The 26,202-nt window shown below is 43.2% G+C and carries 23 protein-coding genes; 11 read left to right on the forward strand and 12 right to left on the reverse strand.

Annotated elements, in window-relative coordinates; translation table 11 throughout:
* Positions 1 to 4 precede the first annotated feature (4 nt).
* The 10 genes from SPIGRAPES_RS00710 to SPIGRAPES_RS00755 form a co-directional block, all read right to left on the reverse strand.
* Complete coding sequence (locus SPIGRAPES_RS00710; protein WP_014268858.1) at positions 5 to 2,764, reverse strand: efflux RND transporter permease subunit; 2,760 nt, start codon at positions 2,762 to 2,764, stop codon at positions 5 to 7.
* A 262-nt stretch (positions 2,765 to 3,026) separates the two neighbouring features.
* A complete protein-coding gene (locus tag SPIGRAPES_RS00715) occupies positions 3,027 to 3,758 on the reverse strand; it encodes a DUF4405 domain-containing protein (protein ID WP_014268859.1) in 732 nt (243 codons plus the stop codon).
* A 131-nt stretch (positions 3,759 to 3,889) separates the two neighbouring features.
* Positions 3,890 to 5,167, reverse strand: a complete 1,278-nt coding sequence (locus SPIGRAPES_RS00720) for an L-cysteine desulfidase family protein (RefSeq protein WP_014268860.1) — start codon at positions 5,165 to 5,167, stop codon at positions 3,890 to 3,892.
* A 21-nt stretch (positions 5,168 to 5,188) separates the two neighbouring features.
* Positions 5,189 to 5,830: a GntR family transcriptional regulator gene (locus SPIGRAPES_RS00725; protein WP_014268861.1), complete on the reverse strand. Its 642-nt coding sequence runs from the start codon at positions 5,828 to 5,830 to the stop codon at positions 5,189 to 5,191.
* A 16-nt stretch (positions 5,831 to 5,846) separates the two neighbouring features.
* A complete protein-coding gene (locus SPIGRAPES_RS00730) occupies positions 5,847 to 6,686 on the reverse strand; it encodes a carbohydrate ABC transporter permease (protein WP_014268862.1) in 840 nt (279 codons plus the stop codon).
* An 18-nt stretch (positions 6,687 to 6,704) separates the two neighbouring features.
* The gene (locus SPIGRAPES_RS00735; protein WP_014268863.1) at positions 6,705 to 7,574 is read right to left on the reverse strand and encodes a carbohydrate ABC transporter permease; all 870 of its coding nucleotides are present in this window, start codon (positions 7,572 to 7,574) and stop codon (positions 6,705 to 6,707) included.
* 66 nt (positions 7,575 to 7,640) lie between these two features.
* Positions 7,641 to 8,996, reverse strand: coding sequence for an ABC transporter substrate-binding protein (locus SPIGRAPES_RS00740; RefSeq protein WP_014268864.1), 1,356 nt, complete (start codon positions 8,994 to 8,996; stop codon positions 7,641 to 7,643).
* A 26-nt stretch (positions 8,997 to 9,022) separates the two neighbouring features.
* Positions 9,023 to 9,976, reverse strand: coding sequence for a uroporphyrinogen decarboxylase family protein (locus SPIGRAPES_RS00745; RefSeq protein ID WP_014268865.1), 954 nt, complete (start codon positions 9,974 to 9,976; stop codon positions 9,023 to 9,025).
* Positions 9,977 to 10,190: 214 nt separating this feature from the next.
* A complete protein-coding gene (locus tag SPIGRAPES_RS00750) occupies positions 10,191 to 10,562 on the reverse strand; it encodes a hypothetical protein (protein ID WP_014268866.1) in 372 nt (123 codons plus the stop codon).
* A 102-nt stretch (positions 10,563 to 10,664) separates the two neighbouring features.
* Complete coding sequence (locus SPIGRAPES_RS00755) at positions 10,665 to 12,209, reverse strand: IS1634 family transposase (protein WP_014268867.1); 1,545 nt, start codon at positions 12,207 to 12,209, stop codon at positions 10,665 to 10,667.
* Positions 12,210 to 12,447: 238 nt separating this feature from the next.
* Between SPIGRAPES_RS00755 and SPIGRAPES_RS00760 the strand changes: the two genes are divergently transcribed.
* From SPIGRAPES_RS00760 to SPIGRAPES_RS00770, 3 genes are read left to right on the forward strand one after another with little or no spacing between them, the layout of a single operon-like run.
* Positions 12,448 to 13,233 (forward strand): ABC transporter substrate-binding protein, encoded by a 786-nt coding sequence (locus SPIGRAPES_RS00760; RefSeq protein ID WP_014268868.1) that lies wholly within the window; start codon positions 12,448 to 12,450, stop codon positions 13,231 to 13,233.
* A gap of 15 nt (positions 13,234 to 13,248) precedes the next feature.
* The gene (locus SPIGRAPES_RS00765) at positions 13,249 to 13,917 is read left to right on the forward strand and encodes an amino acid ABC transporter permease (protein WP_014268869.1); all 669 of its coding nucleotides are present in this window, start codon (positions 13,249 to 13,251) and stop codon (positions 13,915 to 13,917) included.
* The gene (locus SPIGRAPES_RS00770) at positions 13,910 to 14,695 is read left to right on the forward strand and encodes an amino acid ABC transporter ATP-binding protein (protein ID WP_014268870.1); all 786 of its coding nucleotides are present in this window, start codon (positions 13,910 to 13,912) and stop codon (positions 14,693 to 14,695) included. The genes SPIGRAPES_RS00765 and SPIGRAPES_RS00770 overlap by 8 nt, the downstream gene beginning before the upstream one ends.
* 111 nt (positions 14,696 to 14,806) lie before the next feature.
* Here the strand turns inward: SPIGRAPES_RS00770 and SPIGRAPES_RS16365 are convergent, their stop codons facing one another.
* Entirely contained in the window at positions 14,807 to 15,874 is a 1,068-nt protein-coding gene (locus tag SPIGRAPES_RS16365) for a GGDEF domain-containing protein (protein ID WP_172635055.1), read from the reverse strand.
* 497 nt (positions 15,875 to 16,371) lie between these two features.
* Between SPIGRAPES_RS16365 and SPIGRAPES_RS00780 the strand changes: the two genes are divergently transcribed.
* The 4 genes from SPIGRAPES_RS00780 (at position 16,372) to SPIGRAPES_RS00795 (ending at position 20,159) form a co-directional block, all read left to right on the forward strand.
* Positions 16,372 to 17,196 carry a transporter substrate-binding domain-containing protein gene (locus SPIGRAPES_RS00780; protein WP_014268872.1) on the forward strand — a complete coding sequence of 275 codons (825 nt, stop codon included), beginning with the start codon at positions 16,372 to 16,374 and terminating at the stop codon, positions 17,194 to 17,196.
* Positions 17,193 to 17,987, forward strand: a complete 795-nt coding sequence (locus SPIGRAPES_RS00785; RefSeq protein WP_014268873.1) for an amino acid ABC transporter permease — start codon at positions 17,193 to 17,195, stop codon at positions 17,985 to 17,987. Before SPIGRAPES_RS00780 ends, SPIGRAPES_RS00785 begins: the two co-directional genes overlap by 4 nt.
* Complete coding sequence (locus SPIGRAPES_RS00790) at positions 17,950 to 18,684, forward strand: amino acid ABC transporter ATP-binding protein (RefSeq protein WP_014268874.1); 735 nt, start codon at positions 17,950 to 17,952, stop codon at positions 18,682 to 18,684. The genes SPIGRAPES_RS00785 and SPIGRAPES_RS00790 overlap by 38 nt, the downstream gene beginning before the upstream one ends.
* Positions 18,685 to 18,770: 86 nt before the next feature.
* The gene (locus SPIGRAPES_RS00795) at positions 18,771 to 20,159 is read left to right on the forward strand and encodes an MFS transporter (protein ID WP_014268875.1); all 1,389 of its coding nucleotides are present in this window, start codon (positions 18,771 to 18,773) and stop codon (positions 20,157 to 20,159) included.
* Here SPIGRAPES_RS00795 and SPIGRAPES_RS00800 read toward each other — a convergent pair whose 3' ends face one another.
* Positions 20,160 to 21,317, reverse strand: a complete 1,158-nt coding sequence (locus tag SPIGRAPES_RS00800; protein ID WP_014268876.1) for a glycosyltransferase family 4 protein — start codon at positions 21,315 to 21,317, stop codon at positions 20,160 to 20,162. It abuts the gene before it with no gap.
* 424 nt (positions 21,318 to 21,741) lie between these two features.
* On the opposite strand from SPIGRAPES_RS00800, the gene SPIGRAPES_RS00805 reads away from it, so the two are divergent.
* The 4 genes from SPIGRAPES_RS00805 to SPIGRAPES_RS00820 all read left to right on the forward strand — a co-directional run bounded on the left by SPIGRAPES_RS00805 (position 21,742) and on the right by SPIGRAPES_RS00820 (position 26,199).
* Positions 21,742 to 22,770, forward strand: a complete 1,029-nt coding sequence (locus SPIGRAPES_RS00805; protein ID WP_014268877.1) for a zinc-dependent alcohol dehydrogenase — start codon at positions 21,742 to 21,744, stop codon at positions 22,768 to 22,770.
* The gene (locus tag SPIGRAPES_RS00810; RefSeq protein WP_014268878.1) at positions 22,767 to 24,188 is read left to right on the forward strand and encodes a xylulokinase; all 1,422 of its coding nucleotides are present in this window, start codon (positions 22,767 to 22,769) and stop codon (positions 24,186 to 24,188) included. Before SPIGRAPES_RS00805 ends, SPIGRAPES_RS00810 begins: the two co-directional genes overlap by 4 nt.
* A 15-nt stretch (positions 24,189 to 24,203) precedes the next feature.
* On the forward strand, positions 24,204 to 25,016 hold the full coding sequence (locus SPIGRAPES_RS00815; protein WP_014268879.1) for a class I fructose-bisphosphate aldolase: 813 nt from the start codon (positions 24,204 to 24,206) through the stop codon (positions 25,014 to 25,016).
* 130 nt (positions 25,017 to 25,146) lie between these two features.
* Entirely contained in the window at positions 25,147 to 26,199 is a 1,053-nt protein-coding gene (locus SPIGRAPES_RS00820) for a BMP family ABC transporter substrate-binding protein (protein WP_014268880.1), read from the forward strand.
* Positions 26,200 to 26,202 lie beyond the last annotated feature (3 nt).

Here is a 26,202-nt window from a genome sequence, read left to right on the forward strand (position 1 = left end):
GTGGTCAGTTTTTGTTGCGCTTGCTTTTTACCGGTCTGGAAATGAATCGTGGTTTGAATACGTTCAGCATCGCTGGAAGAATGGTCATGGCAGTAACAGAACTAGTCAGCATGACGACTGCCACGAGGATTCCGATATAGCGCAAGACAACGAACTGGGAAAGACTGAGAACCAGGAAACCCAGTCCTACGGAAACAGCATTTACTACAATTGCTTTTCCCGTTGTTGCCAGCGTATTGAGCGTAACCGCGTGCAAATCATCGCAATGAAGCCTCTCGTAGTGATAGTCGCTCATGAAATGGATTGTATAGTCTACGCCTATTCCAATGGCAATCGAAGCAATGAGACTGGTAACCATGTCCAAATTGATACCAGCCAGTCCCATGATGCCGAAATTGATGAGAATCGAGAGAGATAAGGGAACCGCTCCGATAAGACCAGCTGCAGGTGAATGGAAATAGAAGGACAGAATCAAGAATACTGCAAGGATTGCAAGCAACAGACTGGTCATTTGGCTTGTAGTGATCATATCGGTCAATGCATTTTCCAATTCTGCGATACCATAGGCCTGGATTGTATAGCCCTCAGGGAAATGAGTACTGGCGTAGTTCTGAGCATCAACGATGATATCATTGACCAACTTCGTCTTATGGGTAGTCAGCTGAATCTGCATACGGGCCTGAGAAGGTTGCATAGCATTGTCAGAGAACTGATCCAAGGAACCTGAATAAAGCAAAAGATACTGGGCAATAAGGTTTTTGAGCTCCTGTCGGTCGTTTACAGGGTATTTTGCCAAGTCGTAGGGAATCTCATCATAGGCAGCGCCTTTATAATTCAAGTCTTTTTCCAGGGCAGTAAGGAACTGGTCGACAGTCATTTCACCGCCACCAGCCTCTGCGAATGTGCGGTTGAAGAGGTCAAGCACATCCTCTACAGTAGGTGTCATCCCAAGCTGTGAAGCTGAGTCGGTATAAGATGTCTGTGTGTCAATTTCGGTGGCAGGTTCCTCACTTGAAGAGAAGAAGCTATCAACGCTATCGCTAGATGCAGCATTTTTTCCGTCACTTGCAAAGAAGCTATCGAAACTGCCTTCCTCTGCAACTGTAGTATCATTGGCGAAGAAACTGTCGACTGAAGAACTCTGGTCAGCGGAGAAGTCCTCGGGAGAATCCCCTTCTGTAGTTGCACCGGAATGCATAACCTTGTTCATTCTCTTGATGAAATCAGAGAAAGAGACAATCTTTCCAATATCAGCATACTTAGTAGAAAGGTAAGAGGAGAGTTCATCCATGTCCTTGAGAATTTCAGGGTCGGTCAGGTCTCCAGGGTTTTGGCCTTTTACTATAAAACTAAAGCTATTGGTTCCGGAGAAATTTTCATCGATAAACTTGGCGTCGGTTCTGATGGGAGACTTGGCAGGGAAATAGTTTATGATGGAAGACTCGACCTGCAATTTTATGATTCCCCAGAAGGAAAGTCCCATTATCAAAATGAATACTAGGAAAACCATTCCCTTACGGTTGGCCAGGTAGGTATAGAGTTTCCCTACTGTATTTTCATGCCAACCAGTCTTTTCGTTGCCTTTTTTATAATTCTGTTCTGGTGTCAGTTTCTTTTGCTTTGCAATCTTTTTGTTTACGCTACCCAGTGGTTTTACCAAAATGAGGGCAGGGATAAAGTAGAGGGAAAGCAGAAGTGCTATCAAAACACCGGTTGCACTGAACACTGCAAAGGTCTTCAAAGGAAGGATTGGGCTGGTGATCGTCGAGAAAAAACCGCCGATGGTGGTCACCCCAGCCAGGATGACTGGAATACGGACTTTCTTCATTGAATGTTTCACTAGGGCCTTGTGCCTTTCGGGGGTCAATGCCTCGGTTTCACTTTTTAGTTCTTCATAATAATGATTCATTACATGGATGCCGTATGCTGAACCGACGGCTATCAAAACAACCGGAAGACAACTTGATACAACGGTGAAATGGGCTCCACTTATGGCCATCAAGCCAACGGTCCATACGGTACTGATAATGACTGTTATAAAGGGAAGCAGCATTCCTTCCAGATTCCTGAAGGAAAAGAGCAGGCAGAGCAGCACGACAAGTGATACCAAGGGGATTAAACCTGACAAGTCAGTATGCATGTATTCGCGTGCTTTCTGGGAGAGGACAGGGTCTCCTGCCAGCCTGATGTTGATAGCGGGAACCGAATGGCTGTCTATAATCTGTAAGGTATCTGCATACAGCTGGTCCATCTGGTCGGGAGTGATGTCCTTGTTTATGGTGACAATAATCTGGCTACCTCGCAAATCCTTAGAGGTAACTACTTTGTCATACATAGCCTGCCAGTCGATGATATGTTCTGTGAGATTCTTCAATTCTTCGTCTGTTCCGGTAAAATCATCACCGATCAGGGCCCCTACTGCCATTCCTCCGTCAATCCCATCGATGAAATCAACATTCGTCAAGGACTGTACCTCATCGATGAACGGAAGATTTTCGATCTCTGTGGTCAATTCCCGTATCAGGGTAATCGCCTCAGGGGTCAAAATGGTTTTGTTGTCTGTACTTATGGCAATATCCATGAGAATCTGGCTGCCATATAGCTCATCGGCTTCTTCCAGAAGCGTATACGAGGGTAGGCTGTGCGGAAGATAGTTCTTGATTTCGTTGTCAATAATAATTTTTGGAATCATGTATCCCATGACCCCAGTTGCAAGTATAACCACGGCAATTATTATCCATGATTTACGGGAAGAATGTCCCATGCTCTGATGCCTCCAATGAATGCTATGTGCAAAGAATAACTTCAATGAGAATATATTGCACACAGTGTGAAATTCAAGAGTATAGCAAAACCATTTTACTTGTGATAAAAATGATTCATTAGCTTACTGGTCTGGTATATTTGGTTTTTCTTGCAGAAATCCAAGAAATCAAGCGAGAGGCTCAAACAAAAAGGCCTTCCCTGCATTACTGTATGGAAGGCCCCCTTTATAATGATGAATTGTTTAAAATGATTGCTATTGGTTATGTGTTTCGTTTTCTTTTCATGATTGTCTTTTCGGTTTCCTTCGTAAGAAAAACAAATACAAACAATATGGAAGCATACTGAAGGACTGTGTAAAGTGGAGAAATTCCTGTCTGCTGTAGTAAGTTGGGATCGCGAGGCTCTGTGCGATCCTCTTTGTGGGAAAGTTCCTGCAGGCCGGAATTACTAAAAGGCATGCTTACCCATCGCAGATATTGGGTTGTTGCCAAGTTGTAAAGGCCAAAGGAAAGCATTCCTATGGTAAGTGCTACTGCAAGGGTTTTTTGTATTTTCCGATGGTTCCCAAGGTGTTTTGTTACAACTTTTTTGATCATCTGGTAATGCATGCCAACATGGATTCCCAAAATAATGAGTAATGCAGCTGCGGTTGAGAGATGCACAGTCTTCCATATATTGCTGCCATGGATATTGAATAGGGTTTTGCTGATCATGACAGAACTGATTGCCATAAGGATAATCCCAATGCAAGAAAACAAGGAAAGCACATAGCCTGCTTTCGTTTTTACTGGAAGGCTCTTGCCAAAGATTCTTTGCGTGCAATGAAAGAAATATCGGTAATTAAAAAAAATATGGATCAAGAAGATCCCCAGCAGGACAAGGCCCGCCAACTCATGGAACTCCATTGATACTGCATTTTTGTTATACATCAATACCAATAGGAGAGCCATCACTGCATCGAATACCAATTTGTAGGTTGTTTTGTGGTTCATGGGCAAACTATAAAGAATGCAAATAGCCCAAACAACACAGATTTCACGAAGAAATAAGGAGCTTGGGTTAGCGGTGATAGAGAAATATGGAGTAAGATAAATTTCTATGGGAAATAGAACCTAAAAGGACATCACCCAATCATAAGCGAAAGGATTTCCCTGTCGGTATCTACCATTCCTTGACTCGCAATTTTCCCTATTCCGCTAATGGTTTCCTCAATGGTGTTTTTGACAATACCGTCTCCATTTGCAAAATATTCTTTTTTCATTGCTAGGTTATGTCCCAGTAGCGCCGCATCAATTGCGCTGGCAATTTTCGCAGCACAGGAAGGTTTTGCCCCGTCACATAACATGCCAGAGATATTAGCCAAAGTGTTTGTGATTGTCTCTTCAATCTGTTCAAGCGTTCCTCCAAATAGCCAAGTAATTGCAGCACCGGCACCGCTTGCAGCAGTAACAGCCCCGCAATAAGCAGATAATCTTCCAATGAATGATTTCTGGTGAATTGCAATCAGATTACTGATAGCCAAGGCTCTGATCAATTTTTCGTTTCCAACTTTCAATTCCTTTGCATATTCCATAACTGGCAATGAAACAGTCAATCCTTGGTTTCCACTCCCACTGTTGATGACAACAGGAAAAGGACATCCGCTCATTCGAGCATCAGAACCGGCAGCAGCAACAGCTTTTGCCCTTACATTGATACTCTGTCCGTAGAATTCCAGCAAATTTTTTCCAATAGATACACCCCAATTATTTTTCAATCCCTCCATACTGATTGCATTGTTGAAAAAAATCTGCGGTTCAATGATTGGGCTTAGCTTTTCAATATCGATAGATTCTGCAAACTGGACGATTGAGCGAACGGAAAGAGGATTGCCGAAAGGAGTATTTTCGGTACCTGGATGTTCCGAGAAGGGGATTTCGAAGAGAACGACATTATTACGCTTCATCAAAACTATATGGGTATGTTGATGGATTATCTCTACAAATGCGGTATCTCGATCATTTTTTGCTATAACCTTAACATGGAGCTTGGCCGCTGTATTCAGAACAGAAACGGTAATAGGAATGGTTGCAAGCAAGGTTGAAGCATAAACAATATCTTCGTCGGTTATATCCGTTAGGACTTCCAACCCTTTTTCAGGGTGCCCCCCTGCAGTACCGATAGCAATAGCTGCCTGTATTCCTTTCAGCCCACCACTATTGGGGACAATCACACTTTTAACGTTTTTTATGATATTACCATTGCATGCAACTTCTATACTGGTTGGAATACCTCCCAGAATATCTTTTGCCTTTGCTGCAGCATACGCCAGGCAGATAGGTTCTGTGCAACCTAATGCAGGAACCAATTCTCTTCGTAAAATTTCTAAATATCCGATGCATTCATTATTGGAGAGGGTCATTCTCTGTTCCTGATTTTTTGGTTATTGCATTTGGAAAGATGTTCTCATAGAAAGAATATCTTCTACCAGTATTTCTTTTGCATTCTCAAGCGATTTTGACTTTATTGTCTCAATTAAACGTGCATGTTGTGATGCATCTGAAAGTTTCTGCTTATCCCAGGTAGTGTTAAAATAACGATACGCCCCCCTAGAGCAATAATTGAGATTTTGCTCTAGGGCTTTGTCCAGTAATGTGTTGTTTGCAAAACTGCATAGAAGCAAATGAAAACCCATATTCATTTTCCAATGTTTATCAACTTCATGGTCATATGTTATGGATTGTGAATGGATCACATTTTCTTCGAGTCGCTGAATATGCCGCTCGTCAAGTTTATAAAAACAATGTTCAAGTGCTCCTAATTCAAGGATGCAACGCACTTCCAATCCTTCTTCCAATTGGCGTGGAGTAATTTGGGTGATCTGATAACCACACCTTGGGATGCTTTGTAACATCTCTTCCGAGCATAGTTGTACCAAAGCTTCCCTGATTGGTGCTTTGCTCACCCCATATTTTTCCATAAGTGAGCGTTCCGTCAGAATTTGATTTGCGGGATATTTCCCTGTCAATATCTCATGATATTCCTGGTTGTGGATTCGTTCTTTCAGAGATTGTTTTTCTTCCATGTTGCTTTTTTACGGTCTAGCCTTTTACAGCCCCTGCCGTTAATCCTTCTTTATGAAAATATTGTAAAACCAAATAGGCAAAGATAACAGGAATAATTACAATTGTTGTTCCTGCTAGGATTACTTGCCAAGGGGTTGAAAGTCCGTCACTTACCGGTAAAAGTGAAATGGAGACCATAAGGGTATATTTTGATGTTTTCCTAAGAAATAGCAAGGGCCAGAAGAAATCATTCCAACGTGCCACTATGGTAAGTGATGCCCAGGAAGCCAAAGCCGGTTTGATGACAGGGATGATTATCTTATAGAAAATTCCAAAGTCTTTACATCCATCAATCTTGGAAGCCTCAATTAACTCATCTGGAACATTTACAATGTATTGTCGCATATAGAAAATTCCAACTGCTGTGGCAATCCTTGGGATTACCAATGCCCAGAGACTATTTATTAGATGGAGTTTCTTCATGATGATAAATTGGGGTATTGCACCAACCTCCGGTGGAATTAGCATCGTTGCAATGACAAAATAGAAGAGGAAATCTCTTCCGGGGAATTTGTATTTTGCAAAAGAAAATCCAGCAAGTGCACAGAAAAAAACCGTTGTAAGAGTACCCATCGTCGTAGTGAATACACTATTGAAAATATTGGAAGCAATAGGTATCTGTCTAAATAGCCTTAGGTAATTGTCAAATGTTGGATGGTAAACCCGAATTGAATTGAGTCCACTAATACTTTCTGAGATGTCTTTAATGGAAATCAGACACATCCAGAATATGGGAAAAATGCTTATGAGGACAATGATAGATAAAATAAGATACACTAAGAATTGACCTGTTATTTGCTTGGTATGATTTTTCATTAGATATGACTCCTGTGATTATATTTCGCCTTGCTTTTTTCGAACAGCAAACTGTATCAGCGAAATACCCAGCAAAATAAGAATAAGTATGCATCCGATAGCGGCAGAATAGCCCATTTTGAAAATGGTAAAACCATTCTGATACATGTACTGGAACAGGGAGGTGTTTGAGGTACCGGGGCCGGGTAGGATAAATGGCTCATTGAATATTTTCCAACTATCCACTGTAAGGGTGATAAAACAGAAAAATAGGATATTGCCGAGGGATGGCAGGGTGATATAGAAGAACTGCCTGAATATCCCTGCGCCATCAACGCGTGCTGCCTCATAATAATCTTTGCTGATATTCAACAAACCTGAAATGATAATCATGGTAAACCAAGGAGTATTTCTCCAGATATTCAGAATAATTACTGGGATTTTGCTCATGGAAGTGCTTGTAAGCCAGGGAAGTCTTCCGAAGCCCAAGGCAACAAATATTTCATTGACCAATCCCACATTCTCGTCAAAGAGCATGCGAAAAATCAAGCCCATCGCAATGCCTGCACATACATTGGGCAGGAAGGTAATGGTTTTAAAAAAGGATTTTGATTTTAAATTGGACGAAGTTAGTAGCATCCCAATTAAGATGCTCAAGGATAGGATGAAAAATACAGCAGTTACCCAGTATACAATAGTATTGAGAAAAGCTTCGATGAACATCTGGTCCTTTAGCATCATCAGATAATTTTCTAATCCAACAACTGTAGGTTTTCCAATTCCATTCCATTCAGTGAAACTGATAGCTATTGTCCAAATGGTAGGAATCAACTGAAACACTAAAAAAAGAATAAAGAACGGCAGAATAAACAAGTAGGGATATTTGTAGGTTTTTAAAGTCTTAAGCATATTGATCCTCGCCAAATGGATATAGTTCCACCTGTTTTGAAAAACAGGTGGAACCTTTCTAAAGAATTATTCGATTGTGGTTTTACCGATTCTTGCCTTGAGATTTTTATCTATATTGGCAATAGTAGCTTGCATTGTCTGGTTTCCTGCAACATATTTCTCAATTTCAACACTGATGATAGTGTCAGCTTCAGCATCCTTTGGTGTTACTATCAGGTTGGCACTGGAATTGGCAAGACCTTTTCCCTCCATTTCCCTGAAACTTTGGCCACCATAGAATTCGCTGCTTTCTTTCCAGAATGGATCTTCTAGCATTTCAAGAGAAATTGGATTTGCATATGGTGCATTTTGTTCCACCATTGCATTTACCCACGCTTTCCTTGGTTCATTATCAAATTGAAAATCTTTCCACAATTTTTCTACCAAGGTAGTGTACTTACCATTAGGCTTATTGATTATTGCAAAATAGGATGCAACCGGGGCTCCTGCCGTCCCAATTTCAGCAAAAACAGGAGCAGGCATTACACGCCATTGGCCTGAAGTTTCCGAAACATTTTTCCGGAGGAATTCATCCCAGAAAGCACCGATGTAAAAGGTTGCAACTTTGTTTTCTCTGATTGCATCATAGAGGGCAGGTTGCATTATAGCGCTTTTCAGTAATAAACCTTCACTATAAAGGGTATCCAGGGTATTAAGAGCCAGTTTTACACCAGGGTCAGAGCCGAATACGACATCTCCGTTTTCACCCCAGATCCTTGCATTGGCTTGTGGCATAAGACCCCTTCTTCCCCAGTATCTCCAAGTTCTGCTACCCGGATCAATGTAGGAAAGATAGACCAATCCATTGCTTTTTTCTTTCAGCTGTCTTCCGGCTTCAATATAGCCTTCCATGGTGCTCATCATTGCAGGGTCAACACCATACTTGTCAAAAATTTCCTGATTGAAGAAAAGCACCTGAGGTCTGACTGATTCTGGTAAAGCGAAAATTTTATCTTTGTAGATTGCGTCACCTGACGCACCATCGACCATTTGATCTTTTAATGAATTGGCCAACGCGGTTTCGTCTTTTACGATGCCACCTGCAGCGAGATCCTTGAGGTTGACCGGATCGATATACAGGGCATCCGGAAGGTCATCGTAGACACCAGCTAGATATGTCATGGTGACTTTCTCCCGAGAATCTGCCGCTCCCTGGGTCTGGACAATTTCAATCTTTACTTCTGGTGCAATGTCACGATTCCTTTCGAGCCATGCATCATAGTATTGCTGGAGGTATTGAGGTTGCCCATATCCATAGATAACCACAGTGCCTGCTGGATAGACTGTACCTGTTGATGATACAGTAGCCTCCTTTGCTCCCCCGGCATACGCCGACAACATTACCATGCTCAGAAAAATCACAATAGTTGCTTTTTTCATCATACGTAGTTTCCTCTTTTTGTACATATTTATCGAGTAGCCATTACAGCTTGCTTGATTCTTTGATAGGGAATTTCGGTTGGAAGCGTGCAATCAGCCCCAAGGATGAATTTTTTCTTTCCGAATTCATTGAGTATTTTGGCGACCGAACTCTTCAGGTCCTCTTCAGAGGAGCCGACTAGGGCTCCTGTCCTGTTTGCGAGTCCTCCCATTATAGTAGCCTCTGGAAAAAGTTCTCGTCCTTTGCTGAGAGGAAAATCTGTTTCATAAACGCCCCAGTTGGCAACATCAATCAGACTTCCATAGGAAGCATATCGATCCATAGCAAGGTTTTCCTTGCACATATGGAGAAAATTCTTACCCCCATTGTTTTTGCATACTGACAGAATTTGTTTGTCAAAAGGTGCTATGGCCATTGCAAACTCCTCGTCTGTCATGAAATGCTTTTCTGCCCCTAATGCAGCATAGTAAATGCCATCGACACCAGCCTTGATAATCTGTTCGGTAAGCAGACACATTGCATCGGTAATTCTCTTGCAGGCATCTAAAAATGGTGTTGGATTTTCTCTCAGGTGAGCAACATGCAGTTCTCTCGTTGGTATATAGCCGTACCGGGATTCAATTGGATGAATACTTGAAGCGCATACCCCATGGATTGTCCCCAGCGTAAACGTATTTTCAGGATTCTTGTCAAGGATTTGCTTTACAAAATCGACCTGATCACTCAGAAAGGCATCTTTCATAGAATAGGATGGGATTTTTTTCCAGTCATTTGGAGTTTTAATATCGCCGACATCTGGAATAAGATTCTCGTTCATGATTTTCATTATGTCTACTTCGGTTTCCCGATAAAAATCAAGGTGGGCTTTTACCCCCGGTTTTCCTTTTGCAACTGCTTTTGGAAAATGGAGTGAAAAGCTAGCCGGTACAAAATCGACATCTTTTCCATCTATCGAAGCTAACACCCGTTCTCTTTTATTCATGATCAATGCTCACTTTTTGTTTTAAAATATGATTACTAATCATATCAGTGGTAAGCTTAAATAGCAACGAAAAAGTTACTTTTCTTGTAAAGTGTATAAAGTTAACTATAAAAAGAAATTAAAGGATTTTATAAAAACTTTTCCTTGCTTTGAATTCTTTATTGGATGTGTTTTTTCAGTTGCTACTATCAAGATAGTAGTATCAATAGTATGGCTAGAGGCTTGTTTTCTTAATTACTAGTACATAGCTTCCTGGCTCTGGAACCTGGACGGACAGTTCTTCAATGGCTTCGCCTTCTACCGATCCAGATTCCCTGTATTCGTTAAGAAGGAGATTGACATTGGTGTCGATCTCTTTTGTGTTGAAGGTTATCGTAGTTTTTTTAGGTACGAAATAAACCCGTACATTCTCTGCGTCGCTAAGCATGGGGCCCGACCATACTGGATTTTCTTCGAAAGGGGGCAGGGCAGGGGCTGAGTGGTAGATACCACAGGAGGGAAAATAGAAAAAGCAAAACAAAAGAACCATAAGAAAAAACAAAAACGAATGCCTGTTTCTCCTGTTCTTCTTAGGTTTTACTTTCATGTTACACCCTTCTTTCTATACATAGTCACCATAGCTAAATCCTAACTGCCCTTAAAAGATTACAGGAAAAGTGTAATTTTCAGGAAAAAATGCAAAGTAAGATTATTCGGCGCCTTTAGGCAAGACGAAATGCAAGGACTCTGATAGGAGTGTCTGCATTTTCGTAGGTGCCGAATAGAGAATTCTTGAGGATTCCGGCAAAGAAACCCTAAAATATGAGTCCATCGCGTCTAGAACATCATGAAAAGATGCAAAAGAGGCAAGGCGATCATCTTTCTGTATGGATAGATCAAGATTTGACGAAAGAATTAATGCAAGGAATTGGATAAAAAGACGAACGGAGAATATTTGGGGGTCGTTAATCTGCAGAAGCTTGCAATCGATTTCATTTTTCAAATTTTCAAAATGATTCTCAAGTTGGTTCCTTCTGCCAAATTGATCCAAGACCGTTTTGGAATCATCCTCGCAATTTGTTTGTATAGCCCAGAAACCAGCATTTGAAAGGAAGAAAAGGTGCTTTGGGTCAACTTTTCTGGCAACCTTTCTTGACCCTCCAGGATTTTTACGTAGTTCGAAATACCGGTCGTAGAGTTGGCTGTGTTCCTCGAAAAGATTGTTGTCAATTAATTCTGTCTGACAGTTTGCAAGCAGTCCTTCCAGGTTTCTTTCCTGCTCCTTCCTCCAGAAAGGATCAAAGAAAACATGGATAGTGCTTTGCTTATCATCTGAGGGGTATGCAGTATAGCGAATGGTTTCCACACGGTGGTCGAAAAAGGGTTCTGTGGTGTCAAGCTGCTTTCTAAAATCCTCGATCAGGCGATTTTGCCAAGAAATCCTGGAAGGGATCCCTATCATGAAATCAAATCCATGTTCCATAAGCAGCGCAATGCTGGTTTGGGTATATAAAATACGATTAAGGACAAGCGAGCATGGAACATGCCTGTAAGCACCTACCTTGGAAAGAACAGTCTCTGCGTCTTGAGCAATCCGGAGGTTTCCCGCTAATGGAAGATAGGTAAGGGGGATTCCTGATTTTTTATCGCAGGCTATTGCAAGGTGTATCTGTTCAAGCGCATCGCGATCCCTATTGTTGCCGTAATAGAGGAAGGGGTTGTGCCTGCTGTAGGATGCTGCGCTTGTAATGACATAGATATACTGCTGCGATATCTGCATGGTTTTAACCCAATTCTCGAAAAATCGCTCCAGGGAAGCCCTTTCGATGGATGCAAGAAATTCGACAATTTGGCCTGGCTGTGAAAGCTCAGTCCCAATCCCGTGGTGGTCGAGCCATTTTCCGGCTTTGCCCAATGGCTCAGTTTCACAGGTGCAATAATAAGCCAAGGCAAGGAGTTTTCGTGCGTTTGCGTTGCCGAAGGAAGTCTTTAGGACTTTTTCGAGTTTCAGGCTTTTTGCCATATGATCCAATACAAGAATCTGTCCTATTGGGTGTATGGCAAACGTAGGTTCTTCTTGGACCGGTGACTTTTTCGCTTTGGATGCCATGTATTTTTCATTGAACACCTGCTTGCCGGTTTTTGTGTCGATCTTACCGATGCACACTCGTTTGTGTCTGGTCTGTTGTTTTTCAAAATTCCAATAAAACTGGTCATGATAGAGATAGGTAACCCCATTTTTTTTGTTTTTCACTGGTATTATCCGGGGTTTTGAAAATATTTTTTCCATGTTATAAATTGTAACAAAAAAACAGGGTAAATGCAATATTAATATTATATATTATAAAATGATAAATAAAAATTATGTAGTATTTCAAAATTTAATTAAAAAGAAATAATTCCTTATAAGAAATAGAAAAAAGAAAAATAACTTGTAATATAATTATATATAATGTTACAATGATAGAAACCTACACATGAAAGGAGTATTCGTGAAAATCACAAAAAAACTGGGATTTGTATTGGTGACTGTCGTTTTGCTAGGGTTTTTTTCTAATTCCTTGGTCTTCGCAAATGGAACAAAGGAGTCGCCCGCTACTATAGCATTTGCTGGTTCCGGGGGGTATCCACCGTTTAATTATATGACCGACGAGGGAAGCGTCATCGGTTTTGATGTGGATGTTGCCAAGGAAATTGCAAAGAGGCTTGGCAAGGAAATGGAATATAAGACTACAGCCTGGGATGGCATTATCGAGGGGCTTCGAGCCAAGCGTTACGATGCAATCCTGGGAAGTATGGGAATTACAGAAGCTAGGGAGAAAGTCGTAGATTTTTCCATTCCCTATTATTACAGCGGCCCGCAGCTGATAGTCAGGCGTGACAGCACAATAAAGGGAGTTTCCGATTTGAAAGCTACCTCTCGTGTAGGGCTGGTTACAGGGACTACCTTTGAAGAGGATGCTGCAAAACTTGGGGTAGTGACAAAACTCTATGAAGATGACAATCAGACCTTGATGGAATTGATCAACGGACGGCTAGACGGGGTTTTGACTGACAGGATCGTTGGATTGAATGCAATAGGAAAACTTCAAGGTGGAGAACAGCTCATGCTGGTAGGTTCTGTACTCAGGTCAGAGAAAATGGGTATTGCCTTCCATGATGGTGATGATGCGCTACGCACGCAGGTGAATGCCATTTTGGTCCAGATGCAAGAAGATGGGACTCTGGCAACTATCAGTGCAAAATGGTTCGGTGGGGAAGATATTACCCATGAGTAAAAAGGACGTAGACCGATGAGTATTTTCCCCTGGGACCTGAGCATTGTCCCCCAAAAATTCTTTTTGTTCTGGGAGGCTGCCTCCTACACGTTGGAGATAACTTTCTTTGGTGTGTTGTTTGGCCTCCTTATCGGTCTGCTGGTTGCCCTCGGGCGACTGTCAAAAAACAAAGCACTTTCATCCGTGTGCAGATCCTATATCTTCTTGATACGGGGAACCCCTTTACTGGTTCAATTGTTCATCATCTATTATGGATTGACCTCGCTGGTCACCATTGCCCCGATTCCTTCGGCAATCATAGCGTTGGCCATCCATAATGGAGCATACATAGGGGAGATTTTCCGTGGTGCTATCCAATCGATCCACTATGGGCAGCTAGAGGCTGCAAAGAGCATCGGAATGACACATATGAAGGCAATGGAAAGGATTGTACTTCCCCAGGCGTTCAAACGTGCTGTCCCTTCGCTAGGGAACCAGTTGATCATCGCTCTCAAGGATAGTTCTCTGGCCTCTACGATAGCGGTTCCGGAATTGATGCTCAAAGGAAGGCAGATGGGTTCCTCGACGTTTATGTACATGGAAATGTTTATAATCGTTGGAATCTGGTATTTGCTCATGACCAGCGTATTGTCGTTTGTCATGCATAAAATTGAGATGAAATTGAAGGTGAGTGACCGTGGCTGAGAAAATACAAAACAAAACGGACCCGGTAACAGGGAAAACCAATGAACCGATTCTCCGTATTGAAAACCTAAGCAAGAAGTATGGCGAGCTCCTTGTACTCAAAAATCTTTCGCTTTCCGTGCAAAAGGGTGAGGTGGTAGTAATCATCGGTGCCTCAGGAAGTGGAAAAAGTACCTTGCTTAGATGTGTGAACTTTCTTGAGAAGACCAAAAAGGGTAAAATCTATCTGGAAGGGAAATTGATCCGAAACCAGGAGAAACAGCTCACGCGATATCGGCAGGAACTGGGGATGGTCTTCCAGCATTTCAATCTGTTTCCGCATATGACTGTTGCCAGAAATGTAATGGAAGGCTTGGTGCAGGTAAAGAAGATGCCTAAGGATGAAGCCAGGTTGGAAGCTGAAAAACTACTGGACAGGGTAGGCCTGCTGGACAAAGCCGATGTATACCCTGCAATGCTTTCAGGCGGGCAGAAGCAAAGGGTGGCAATTGCAAGGGCTTTGGCCATGAAACCCAAAATAATGCTGTTTGATGAGCCAACCAGTGCGCTTGACCCCGAATTGGTAGGGGAAGTGCTTTCTGTAATGACCCAGCTGGCAAAGGAGGGCATGACTATGCTCGTCGTTACCCATGAAATGTGGTTTGCCAGTGAGGTAGCAGATAGGGTCATCTTCATGGATGGTGGAATTATTGTAGAAGAAGCTCCCCCAAAAGAGATGTTCTCAGCGCCCAAGGAAGAGCGGACCCAAGAATTTCTCAGCCAAATTTTGCATAGGTAGGAAAGATGGTACGCTCTTGCCGATATGCAGGAGGTAACGTTTTGCTATACTAATTAGAGTAGTCTTCCTGTGGTCAGAGGCAATTTGATCACAGCGGGGATTTTTTTGTAATCAGGCGAATTCCGTAAAACAGACTACGCAGTTTTTGCCTTGCTCTTTTGCCTTGTAAAGCGCAATGTCTGCCTGTTTCATGATATCGCTTGCCTCAAGTCCCGGCACCCATTGGGCAATTCCGATACTGATGGTAAAATGCAAATCCTTATCGTCGAGGATTGGGTAGTTTATGAGCTTGCCCTGAATTGTCTGGGCAACAGATACTGCATCATTTACCGAGGTGATGTCCTTGAGGATTACCGTAAATTCATCACCTCCGATACGGGAACAGACGTCGCTTCTGCGGGTCCCTTGCTGAAGAGTGGTTGCTACAGCTTTCAGTACAAGATCGCCAACCATATGGCCATAGGAATCATTAATGAGTTTGAATCGGTCAATATCTATCATCAAAAGCGAAAACTGTGATTTTTTGACCCTTGACTCACGAATTTCTTCGTTGATCTGTTTCTCAAAGTATTGTTTACTGTTGAGTTTTGTCAGATAGTCGATTTTTAATGATTCAAAACGTTTGGCGATCAAATAATATGCTGTGGTTGTCAGAAAAATCGAGAGGAAGGTAAAGCTGGAAAAAATAATCCAAGCCATTTTTTTGGTAAAATGTAAAAAGGTTTCAGCAGAAAAATCTACTCCTGCCAGCCCTACAAGTGATCCATCGCGTTTGTCTATGATGGGTGCGTAAGCCGAGATAAATTTTCCCCATCCTGAAGACTGAACAAGGTCTGTAGATACTTGCTTTTTGTTGTCATACGCATTGCGCTCAAAGTCAGCTAGATAATCTTCTGCTCCGATCGGGGAGAAATTTTCACTTAATGGTTCTTCCCCATCAAGAAGATAGGCTATCGAATCATTGCCTGTACGTTTTTCAGTATAGATATAATCGACGCCAAGCTCATTTTTCAATTGTCTGAACAATTGATTCATGGCCTCGTAATATGCCAAATCGTAATTACCCTCAGTGTACTCTTCCGTTTCACTGAGTTTCCGGTAAGAATCCATGTCTTGGTCGATAATATGGGCTGTGAGGATAGCTATTGCGCTCGCATGGTTTTGTATTTCTTTAGCCACTGAAACGCGGTAATTTGCATAGAGAAACGAAGCGAAGGAAGAAAGGGAAAAAGATATTATTAAAAATAGGGAAATCCATATTCTTCTTTTTCTGGATAGGAAAAAGCGAGTCATCTTCAAAACAGATAACCTCCAAGCTAAATGTAAATTAACGTTTTTCATGATATCACGTTCTTTAAAAATAAGTGGGAAAACTTTTACTAAATGGTTGTTTATGAAAATCCATGCCGAGGGCACCGCCGTTTTGGGGAAGGATCAATAGGAAAACCAAAACGGTAATCGGCTTGGCTTCCATTGCGTTGGCAAAGTAATTTTTTTAATAATAAGGTTTTCTCTATCGATAAAAAGAATTACCATATGCCTAGCTTGTTTCTGAAGTGCAAATGCTACGAAAGTGAGGTAGAATTGGGGGAAGAATTCTTTCTTGTCGGCAAAGGTATGTAGGGGGGGTATATCTTTGGTATCTGAGAATTAGCAATACATTGGAGGCTATCTACATGAAAAATAATTGGTTGTTCGCCTTGGTCCTTCTCGCTATCGCTCTATTTGTATCAGGATGTTCAAAGACTGAAACGAAGGGGGCTGCAGGTGCTCTTCCTTTGGTGGTTGGGATGGAATTGGCATACCCTCCCTTTGAAACGAAAAATGCCCAGGATGAGCCGTCTGGGGTAAGTGTAGACTTGGCCAAAGATCTTGGCGCTTATCTGAATCGTCCAGTGACAATTGTAAATACAAACTGGGACGGCCTTATTCCTTCTCTGCAGACTGGGAAAGTCGATGTAGTGATTTCTTCCATGACCATTACAGAGCAAAGGGCAGAGGTTGTTGATTTTTCCAATCCTTATGCCCATTCCTACCTTGCCTTGCTGGTAAATAAAGAAGCAAACATAACCTCAGTGGATGACTTGAATAAAGAAGGTGTTGTCGTTGATGTGAAAAAAGGAACTACCGGATATGTATATGCAAAGAAATACCTTACCAATGCCCAGGTAAATGCCCTTTCCTCAGAGAATGCCTGTGTGACTGAAGTAGTTCAAGGTAGGTCTGATGCTTTTATCTATGACCAGTTGACCATCTATAGACAAAACCAGGCAAACCCAAAGGTTACCGATGCAATTCTGATTCCGTTCCAGGATAGTGAGAATTGGGGAATGGCGGTAAAAAAAGGGAATACAACCCTGCTCAATTCAATTAATGCCTTTATCGAGGATTATCGAAAGAACGGGGGTTTTGAAAAACTCACTGAAAAATATCTTGCAGAAGAAAAAAAGACCTTTGATGCCTTGGATTTCCCTTGGTTCTTCACCATGGAGGATAAATGAACAAAGGTTCATCTGAGGGGCCTTCCAATCTGAACAAGGTGTTGAGTTTGGCGATAGTGTGCTTGATCCTCGTCGGTTTTGTCTGGTTATCTGTCAGGGCCATTAACCTGCAATTGGATTTTTCCACTTTGCTTGTGTACCGCCAACGGTTAAAGCAAGGTTTTCTCATGACCATACTCATCTCATTGGGGAGTTTGGTTTTCAGTCTGCTCATTGGCTCGATTACTGCACTAGGCCAGAAATCAACCCTTTTGGTATTCCAATACCTTTGCAAGGCGTATGTACAATTGATCAGGGGCACACCTCTTCTGGTGCAGATATACTTCTTTTATTATATTATTGGTTCAGCCTGGGGTTGGGATAACCGGCTTTTGTCAGGAATAACCATTCTTTCCTTGTTTGAAGGGGCCTATATCTCGGAAATAATTAGGGGTGGCTTGGAAAGTATCGACCCACAGCAATATGAAATTGCCAAATCCATTGGACTTACAACAGCGAAAACCTATCGCCTCATCACTTTTCCTATTCTCATGGCAAGGATTCTGCCAGCCTTGGCAGGACAGTTTGCCTCGATTATCAAGGATTCTTCCTTGCTTTCGGTTATAGCTGTTATTGAACTGACCCAGTCAATACAAGAAATATCGGCCGATAATTTCAGGATGTTCGAGAATTACCTGTTTGCCGGTTTCCTCTATTTTTTGCTAACCTTCAGCGTTTCGATGCTTTCAAGGATGTTCGAAAGGAGGTACAAGCATGAGAATGGAACTGAACAGCATAAGCAAGAGCTTTAATGGGAATCTGGTACTGAAGGATATTTGTTTTTCCCAGGACATTAGTTCTGTGGCAATCATCGGTCCTTCAGGGGGTGGTAAGTCAACCCTGCTAAGGATCCTCGGAGGCTTGCTTGCCCCCGATTCTGGCACCTTGGGATTTGATGGGAAAACCGTACATTTCAATGAGAAAGATCTTATAGAGTACAGAAAAGATATCAGCTTTGTTTTCCAGAGCAAGGGGTTGTTTGAACATCTTCCCGCCTTGGAAAACGTTACACTTCCCTTGGTACATACACTTGGCCTTGAAAAGTCGGAGGCCAAGGCAGCGGCGCAAAAACTCTTTGACAGATTCGGGCTCAGTGATACTGAGAAAAAATACCCTTCCCAGTTATCTGGGGGCCAGCAACAACGTATAGCCATTGCCCGTTCGTTGGCTATGAAGCCAAAGCTTTTACTCCTTGACGAACCTACCTCTGCCCTCGACCCTGAATATACCTCAGAGGTCTTGGATATGCTGACGGAACTGCAAGGGGAGGGGTTGAAAACCATTATTGTAACCCATGAGATGGGATTTGCAAAAAATGCCTGTGAAACAGTTGTTTTTCTCTCTGGCAATAGAATTCTGGAACAAGGGAAGAGTTCAGAGATTTTTTCGCACCCCCAGACGAAACAATTGCAATCGTTTTTGGATAAAATCCTTGAATGGAATGTATAGCTGAAAGCATAAAAAAAGTACCGATTGTGTTTTTTGTTTTAGTTTTCCCCTGAAAGAATATGCTATACTCTGCTTTCGGAGGAACTATGGAAACGCAAAAAACCATCGAAACACTTCCCTTTTCAAAGAAAATACTCTTTGCCCTTGGCCAGCTGGGATGGTCTCTTGCTTCCTATGCCCCTGGTATGCTGCTCGTGTATTTTTACATGCCGCCAGAGACTGGTAGCAGTACAGTCTTTCCCCAAAGAATATACCAAGGTGCCATATTGGGCATATTTACCATAATCGGCTTGGCTTTTGGGGTAGGCAGATTGTTTGACGCCATTACCGACCCCCTCATTGCCGGGCTTTCCGACCGATGCAACTCGAAAAAGGGAAAAAGGCAGAAGTTTCTCAGGCTTGGCATTATTCCCTTCTCGCTGTTTTCCGCCCTTATCTTCGTTCCCCCAGTTTCGGGATATAGTGTGCTCAATTCCGTATGGGTCTTTGTCGGTGTCATCGTCTATTATTGGTTCATGACCATGTATGTGACCCCTTATTTTGCCATGATGTCAGAATTGGCACATACAGCAGATGACCGCCTGTTCCTCAGTACGCTCATTTCCATCACCTGGGCCCTCGGGGCTGCTATCGGATCACAGGTATATGCAATCAAGGGTGTGCTTGAAAATTTCTCGCTGTCCTCGACGCAGGCTTTCCAGGTCACCATCTTTATCTTTTCCGGCATTGGCTTTCTGTTTATGCTGTTTCCCATTCTTTTTATCAATGAAAAAAAATATAGCAAACAGGAACCCAATACTGAGAAAATATTCGAATCGCTGGTCTCTGCATTGAAAAACCGGAATTTCCTGATGTTTACCATCTCAGACCTTGCCTATTGGGTGGCTCTCACCATTGCCAGTACAGGCTTGGTTTATTACGTTACCATCCTCCTTGGCCTCAAAGAATCGTTTACTTCCTTTTTACAGATACTGATGTTTGCACTCTCTTTCCTGTTTTATGTCCCAGTCACAATCTTGGCGAAGAAAACCGGAAAGAAACGCCTGCTAAACCTAGCTTTTCTACTGTTCATACTTATCTACAGCTTTATCATTTTCTTGGGTAGGGTACCGCTGAATCATGAGTTGCAGGCCTACCTGGTTGTGATTATGATGGCTATTCCCTTGGCTGTATTCGGTATCCTGCCTAATGCCATCATCGGGGATATTGCACAATCGGATGCCTTTGAGACGGGTCATCATAAAGCTGCCATTTTCTATGGGGCAAGGACCTTTATGTCAAAACTCGGACAAATGGTCGGTGGATTGCTTTTCCCCTCGCTCTTGCTTCTGGGAAATACTCCCGGTCATGATATCGGTATCCGTTTGACCGGACTGGCTGCCATTATCTTTGTAGTTGTAGGTTTGGTATTTTTCCTGACCTATGATGAGAAGGCCATATTGAAGGTGCTTAAAGCACAGGCAGAAAAAGAATGATTACGCTTTATAGGTATCGATACACTGTAGATATATCCGTTCGATTTCTTCTCCGAAACGTTCGATTGAATATTCTTTTGCCAGTATCCTTGCTTGACTGGAAAGAGACTCATACAGTTCTTTGTCTGTAAGGGTATGGGTGATAGCGGAGACATATTCGCTGGCCTTGGTGTAGGTAAAGCCATCAATCCCTTCCTTGATGACATTTTTCAGACAACTATCATACCTGCAGATTACCGGCAGACCACTTGCCATTGCCTCAATATAGGTCAATCCCTGGGTCTCGCTATCGGAAGCGCTCACAAAAATAGTTCCCAATTGATAGTAGGAAGCAATTTCTGTAGGATTTACCATCCCTGAGAAGAAAACCCTGCCTGATAGGTTTAACGTGCGAATTCGATCTGCAAGATACTCGCGTTGAGGGCCATCACCTATAAAAAGCAATACGAGCTTAGGGAAGTCCTGAACAAGCGGTACCATATTTTTCAACAGTTCCTCTGGGTTCTTCTCTTGGGCAATTCTCCCTACGGAGAGCAAGATAACCGAATCGGGATTAAGGCCAAGGCTGGCCTTTCGCTTCTCAAGGTTTTCCCTGGATTCCCTCAGGGTGAATTTGGAGAGATCTATACCAGTGGGGACAATCGAAATCGGAGAGGTCAACCGGTAGGACTTGAGGGCATCGGCAACTTTTTGTGTTGGGGCAATTATCATTTGCAGGTTGCGAAGCCTACGTTGTAAAAAGTGGGGTACAGCCATATCGCCCATTCGTTCGTTGAGTTTTACATACCTTGCATAGCTTTCATACATCGTATGGTAGGTATGCACCAAGGGTACATTCGATCTCTGGGCGATACGTCTGGCAAAGCCGAATGTAAAAAATTCACACTGTGAATGAACAATATCGGGCTTCCACGAAAGTATATCCTGCATGAAAACCTGTGGAATATGAAGCGTGGCATGCAAGTCCCGATATATGGGTATTCTAAAGGAAGCCAGATAATATACCCCCTCTTTAAAGGAGGAATGTTCATCATTTGAAAGAGTTAGTACCCGTACTTCATGTCCCCGATTCGTAAGCACCCTCTGTAAATTCATGACCGAGGTTACTACTCCATTGATCATCGGGGCATACCCGTCGGTAGTTAGAAGTATCTTCATACGAAACTACTCGAACAGGGGAGAGTAAAGTGACCCATCGTTTATATCCTTTTGCAAACCTTTTCTTTTGCAGGTGGGTTTATATATTCAGTCATCGAGACGATTCGCCAAAAAGTCACTTTTTCTTGATAATCGCTTCATAGAGGAAAGTGTAATCAAGTATATGCGAGAATAGGGAATTTTTGAAGTCATTGCAACACTTCCTATTGTCGTTGTGCATAGTCAATACTCTATCTTGTCTCTGAAAACGGTTTTTGGGGATGAGCCTAGCATTGGTTATTGCAATTATGGGTTCTATATAATGCACAGGGATTGCCATAATTTCTTAAATGCGGTGAATTTGTATTTTGATTGCGTAAATAAAGGCAATAAGGAAAGACAAGCCATCGGTAATGCTATAGAATTTTTGCAAGGGAGGAAATCTATGAGACGTGCATATTTTACTGCACCGAACAAGGTACAGGTTCTCGAAGAAGAATGCCCTGTTATCAAAGATTCCCAGATTCTGGTGAAAATTGCTTACTGTGGTATTTGTACCTTGGAACAGCGCCTGTATGCGGGAAGCCGAACGATTTTCTACCCTATCGTTGGTGGACATGAAGCTTCAGGGACCATTGTTGCAGTGGGAAAAGATGTTGCAACGGGGCATGCTGTCAATGACAGGGTGGTCCTAGACCTTGTGAAAAGATGTCATACCTGTCCTGCCTGCCTCAGCGGAAATTCCAATCTCTGTGAAAGCAGACACAAAGATACAAGCCAGATTCTCGGTGGTTTTTCCCAATATAGGGTTGTCGAGCCTGAGCAGGCTTTTGTAATTCCTCCTTCCCTTTCACTTAGTGATGCTACGTTTGTCGAACCGTTATCCTGCTGTCTCCGTTCCCTTAAGAAACTACAAGTTGGCCTTGGGACTTCGCTGCTAGTAATCGGATGCGGAACAATGGGGATGTTGCATGTGAAATCTGCCCTTGCAATGGGAGTACGTGTTTTTGTAAGTGATATTGATGAAAAACGTCTGGACGTAGCCCGATTGGCAGGGGCTGATGGGGTGAGCAATGCTTCTGACTTTGCCCAGTGCATCCGTGAAGTAAAGGCATTTACCAATGGAAGGGGTGTCGAGGCCTGCAGCATTACGAGCCCTTCGAGTCTTGCAGCGGAACTTGCCTTCCAAGTCCTTTGCCCAGGGGGAAGAGTCAATGTGTTTACCTCGTATGATGAAAAGCCTGTATTCCCCATCGATATGAACACGTTGCATCGAAATGAATATAGTATTACCGGAAGCGAAGGAAGGACCGAAATGGATTTTTACCAGGCTGTCAAGGCCATTTCCTATAAAAAAATATGTACAAGCGATTTGATAAGTGGGGTTTTCCCACTCTCAGACATAGCTACTGCACTCGAGGCAGCAGGGCGTAACGACACCTATCGGATCTTGGTAAAGGTAGGCGATGAATGATTTTGACACTTGATATCGGGACTACGACCCTCAAGGGGGCTTTATTCGATGATGCTGGAACACTTTGCTCCTTCAAATATGCAACTGTGCCCTCACAGGGGTTCTTGATTGACCCCTTTCAGTGGAGCTTGGCCTTGAAAACAGTATGTTCCTCGTTTCCTTCCCTTAGCGAGGTCGATACTGTTACGATCAGCGGTAATGGCCCCACTTTGGTGCCTGTGTTCGGAAATGTAGAAGATAGGGGGGGAATTCTCAGTTGTGACTCTGCAATGGCACGATTATGGCATGACAGACGCGCGACCCAAGAATCTGAAGAAGTCTCCAGACTTGCAAATTCCTTTGTGGATGCAAGCTTTTCCTTGCCCAAGGCCCTGTATGTATACAATAGGGAACCGGAAATCTACGAGAAAACGAAATTCTTTCTCTCTTCCTATGATTTTTTCAATTATTTACTGACAGGGGAAGCAAAAACCATCTTGCATGCGAAAGGGTCGGAACGTTGGTACTGGAATGATATGATCTTGGAGCAGCTCGCTCTCGACAAGACAAAATTCCCCGCCTTTTGCTACCCCGGGCAATTGATAGGCACGGTCTCTTCGCTTGCTAGCCTTTGCCTTGGAATTGGCGCAGGTGCGACAGTATATGCAGGGGCCCCTGACTTTTTTGTTTCCATCCTCGGCACAGGGGCAGTTTCCTTGGGACGGGTCTGTGACCGGTCGGGAACCTCAGAGGGAATAAACCTCTGTACCAAAGAGCCTTTAGGTGACAACCGGCTGATGGCCTACCGGCATCCTATAAAACCCTATTATAATGTATCAGGGATAATTTCCTCCTCAGGGCAGGCAATACTCTGGGCGAAAAACCTGTTTGGCCTGAAGGAAGCTTCTTACGACCGTTTGTACGAAGAGATGGCAGAGGCAAAACCAGGGTCTGGAAACTTGATATTCCTGCCGTATCTTTGCGGGGAGCGGGCTCCGATCTGGGACGCCAAGGCCAGAGGGGTTTTCAATGGCCTTGCTCTTGAAACAGGAAGAGCTGAAATGCTTCGTTCTGTGGCCGAGGGGGTTTGTTTTGCCATGCGTGATGTCATAACCGTTATGGAAGACCTCGGTGCCAAGGTAGGTGAGTTGCGTCTCAGCGGAGGACCAACCCATAGTACATTTTTGAACCAGCTTAAGGCAGATATTACCAGGCGTGAAGTACTTATACCCATGATTACCGATGCTGAGTTGGTTGGTGACTTGATAATCGCCCAGACTGCCAAGAACCGGTATGCCAGCTTATCAGAGGCTGCCGAGGATTTAGTGAGTATAAAGAAAAGGTATACTCCCAACCCAGCTGTGCAGGGACTCTACGAGGATTTGTTTGCTGTGTACCGTTCAACCTATCAAAAGCTTAAGGAACGTAAGAGCCAGTAATACGGAGGAAAGCAGATGCAGTCAGGATTGGAATTACGCAAACATGCAGTTTTTGCAAAACGTGATGGCAATGCAATGATAGTTGCCATGGACCATGGGTCCATCGCCGGGCCCCTGGATGGTTTGATTTCCCCTTCGTCTTTGGTAAGAACTTGTGTCAAGGCCAACGTGGACGGTATTTTAGCCACAAAAGGGTTCTTGGATGCATCAGTTAGTGAGTGGGATCGATCCACCTCCTTGGTTTTGCGACTAACTGGCGGTTTTACGGTATTGGGGGGAGGTTTTGAGGAAGAACTGATCGTCGAGGCAGAAACAGCTCTAGCCTGCGGAGCCTCCTGTGCTGCAATTACCATAAAATTCGGGCACGAGCGGGAAGGAAAATTTATTAGACAAGCTTCCCTTGCAATTGACCAATGCCATAGGCTCGGGCTGTTGGTAATGGTTGAAGCTTTGGCCTGTGGAAAGATAAAAGGAAAAACATTTCCTGCAAACGACGGGGAAGCCATCAGGATGGTAGCTCGCATGGGAGCAGAACTTGGAGCAGATTGCATCAAAACCCATTACACGGGTAACAAGGAGTCCTTTGCTTCCGTTGTAGAAGGTTGTCCTGTACCTATTTTGATCTTGGGTGGTGAGAAAGGCCGTCCCCTGCAATTTGTTTTTCAGGATATCTATGATTCGTTACAAGCGGGTGGAAGAGGTATAGCTATGGGTAGGAATATTTGGCAGCAAAAGGATTTGCCGGGGATGCTCTCCTGTGTAAACGGTTTGGTACATGAAAAATGGAGTGTATCAGAAGCATTACAACGGATGGGGGAAAACCCATGAGAAACTATACTGCTGTTGACAAGTCTGTTTATCTTCGTATTATTGTTCTTGCAATAGGATAGTGTTTTAGTAGGATATTCTATTTTGCATTACTTTTACATCCTCTGGGAATATAAGGAAAGGTACTACTATGAAAAGATTACAAAGTAACATGTTGATTCTCCTGTTAGCCTTGGTTTGTATAGTGAGCGTTCCGCTTTTTTCAGCCGGTAACGCCGAAGTGAAACAAGGAAAGGCCAATTCTCTTTCTCTGTTGGTATATATTCCGGGCGTGGTTGCCGGAAGCCCTCCATACAGTTCGATGGCTGAAGGTGCGAACGAATTTGCCGCAACCCATGAGAATGTCAGCGTAAAGATTTATGAGGCTGGTTTTAACCAGGCAGAATGGGAGGAGCAACTCACTTCTTTGGTTGCGACAGGCCAGTATGACCTGGTTTTGACTACCAATCCCTCGCTTCCTGAAATCTGCGCCAATGTTGCGAAAAAATTCCCCAATCAGAAATTTGTCATAACGGATGCCCAATTGGCCGGAAACGAACAAATCAGAACCTATCTCTATAACCAATATGAACAATCCTTTTTCCTGGGGTATCTTGCGGGGCTTGTTACCACCAGTTCGATGCCCTATGCGAACAGCAATCTCAAAATTGGGTTTCTTGCTGCGCAGGAGTATCCCCTGTTGAATAAACAGATGGTTCCCGGTTTCTTGGATGGTGCGCGCTTGGTAAATCCCAATATTTCCCTTGATTTCAGGGTGATAGGGAACTGGTATGATGCAAACAAAGCAGCTGAATTGGTGTCCAGCATGATTGAGGCCAAGGTAGACGTATTCGCCACAATCTCAGGCGGCGCAGACCAAGGTTTGTTCAAGGTTGCCAAAGAGCAAGGTGCCTATATTGTATTCCATAATACAAATGCCTATGCTGCGGCTCCTGGATTGGTTGTTGGCTGTGGTTCAATGGAACAAAAGAAGCTTACGAAGGAAATACTCGAAGAAGCCTTGCTTGGTACCATTGCCTATGGAAAAGCCAGCGTAGTTGGGGTAAAAGAAGGGTACCTTGGGTTTATCAGTGACGACCCTGCCTACACAGAGAACCTTCCCCCTGAGATAAGGGCCAAGTTTGATACTTTCATGGCTGACTTCAAGGCAGGGAAGATTGCCTTTACTGTGCCTTCTCTCTAATCT

It is taken from the genome of Sphaerochaeta pleomorpha str. Grapes (genome assembly GCF_000236685.1).
In the GTDB taxonomy this organism is placed as follows: Bacteria; Spirochaetota; Spirochaetia; order Sphaerochaetales; family Sphaerochaetaceae; genus Sphaerochaeta; species Sphaerochaeta pleomorpha.

Coding starts and splice junctions, on each gene's coding strand:
- SPIGRAPES_RS00785 (WP_014268873.1), top strand. CDS start 17,193: ATGAACAAAGGTTCATCTGAGGGGCCTTCCAATCTGAACAAGGTGTTG.
- SPIGRAPES_RS00720 (WP_014268860.1), bottom strand. CDS start 5,167: ATGACCCTCTCCAATAATGAATGCATCGGATATTTAGAAATTTTACGA.
- SPIGRAPES_RS00820 (WP_014268880.1), top strand. CDS start 25,147: ATGAAAAGATTACAAAGTAACATGTTGATTCTCCTGTTAGCCTTGGTT.
- SPIGRAPES_RS00745 (WP_014268865.1), bottom strand. CDS start 9,976: ATGAATAAAAGAGAACGGGTGTTAGCTTCGATAGATGGAAAAGATGTC.
- SPIGRAPES_RS00715 (WP_014268859.1), bottom strand. CDS start 3,758: ATGAACCACAAAACAACCTACAAATTGGTATTCGATGCAGTGATGGCT.
- SPIGRAPES_RS00790 (WP_014268874.1), top strand. CDS start 17,950: ATGAGAATGGAACTGAACAGCATAAGCAAGAGCTTTAATGGGAATCTG.
- SPIGRAPES_RS00710 (WP_014268858.1), bottom strand. CDS start 2,764: ATGGGACATTCTTCCCGTAAATCATGGATAATAATTGCCGTGGTTATA.
- SPIGRAPES_RS00795 (WP_014268875.1), top strand. CDS start 18,771: ATGGAAACGCAAAAAACCATCGAAACACTTCCCTTTTCAAAGAAAATA.
- SPIGRAPES_RS00810 (WP_014268878.1), top strand. CDS start 22,767: ATGATTTTGACACTTGATATCGGGACTACGACCCTCAAGGGGGCTTTA.
- SPIGRAPES_RS00730 (WP_014268862.1), bottom strand. CDS start 6,686: ATGAAAAATCATACCAAGCAAATAACAGGTCAATTCTTAGTGTATCTT.
- SPIGRAPES_RS00805 (WP_014268877.1), top strand. CDS start 21,742: ATGAGACGTGCATATTTTACTGCACCGAACAAGGTACAGGTTCTCGAA.
- SPIGRAPES_RS00800 (WP_014268876.1), bottom strand. CDS start 21,317: ATGAAGATACTTCTAACTACCGACGGGTATGCCCCGATGATCAATGGA.
- SPIGRAPES_RS00780 (WP_014268872.1), top strand. CDS start 16,372: ATGAAAAATAATTGGTTGTTCGCCTTGGTCCTTCTCGCTATCGCTCTA.
- SPIGRAPES_RS00815 (WP_014268879.1), top strand. CDS start 24,204: ATGCAGTCAGGATTGGAATTACGCAAACATGCAGTTTTTGCAAAACGT.
- SPIGRAPES_RS00765 (WP_014268869.1), top strand. CDS start 13,249: ATGAGTATTTTCCCCTGGGACCTGAGCATTGTCCCCCAAAAATTCTTT.
- SPIGRAPES_RS00725 (WP_014268861.1), bottom strand. CDS start 5,830: ATGGAAGAAAAACAATCTCTGAAAGAACGAATCCACAACCAGGAATAT.
- SPIGRAPES_RS00740 (WP_014268864.1), bottom strand. CDS start 8,996: ATGATGAAAAAAGCAACTATTGTGATTTTTCTGAGCATGGTAATGTTG.
- SPIGRAPES_RS00735 (WP_014268863.1), bottom strand. CDS start 7,574: ATGCTTAAGACTTTAAAAACCTACAAATATCCCTACTTGTTTATTCTG.
- SPIGRAPES_RS00750 (WP_014268866.1), bottom strand. CDS start 10,562: ATGAAAGTAAAACCTAAGAAGAACAGGAGAAACAGGCATTCGTTTTTG.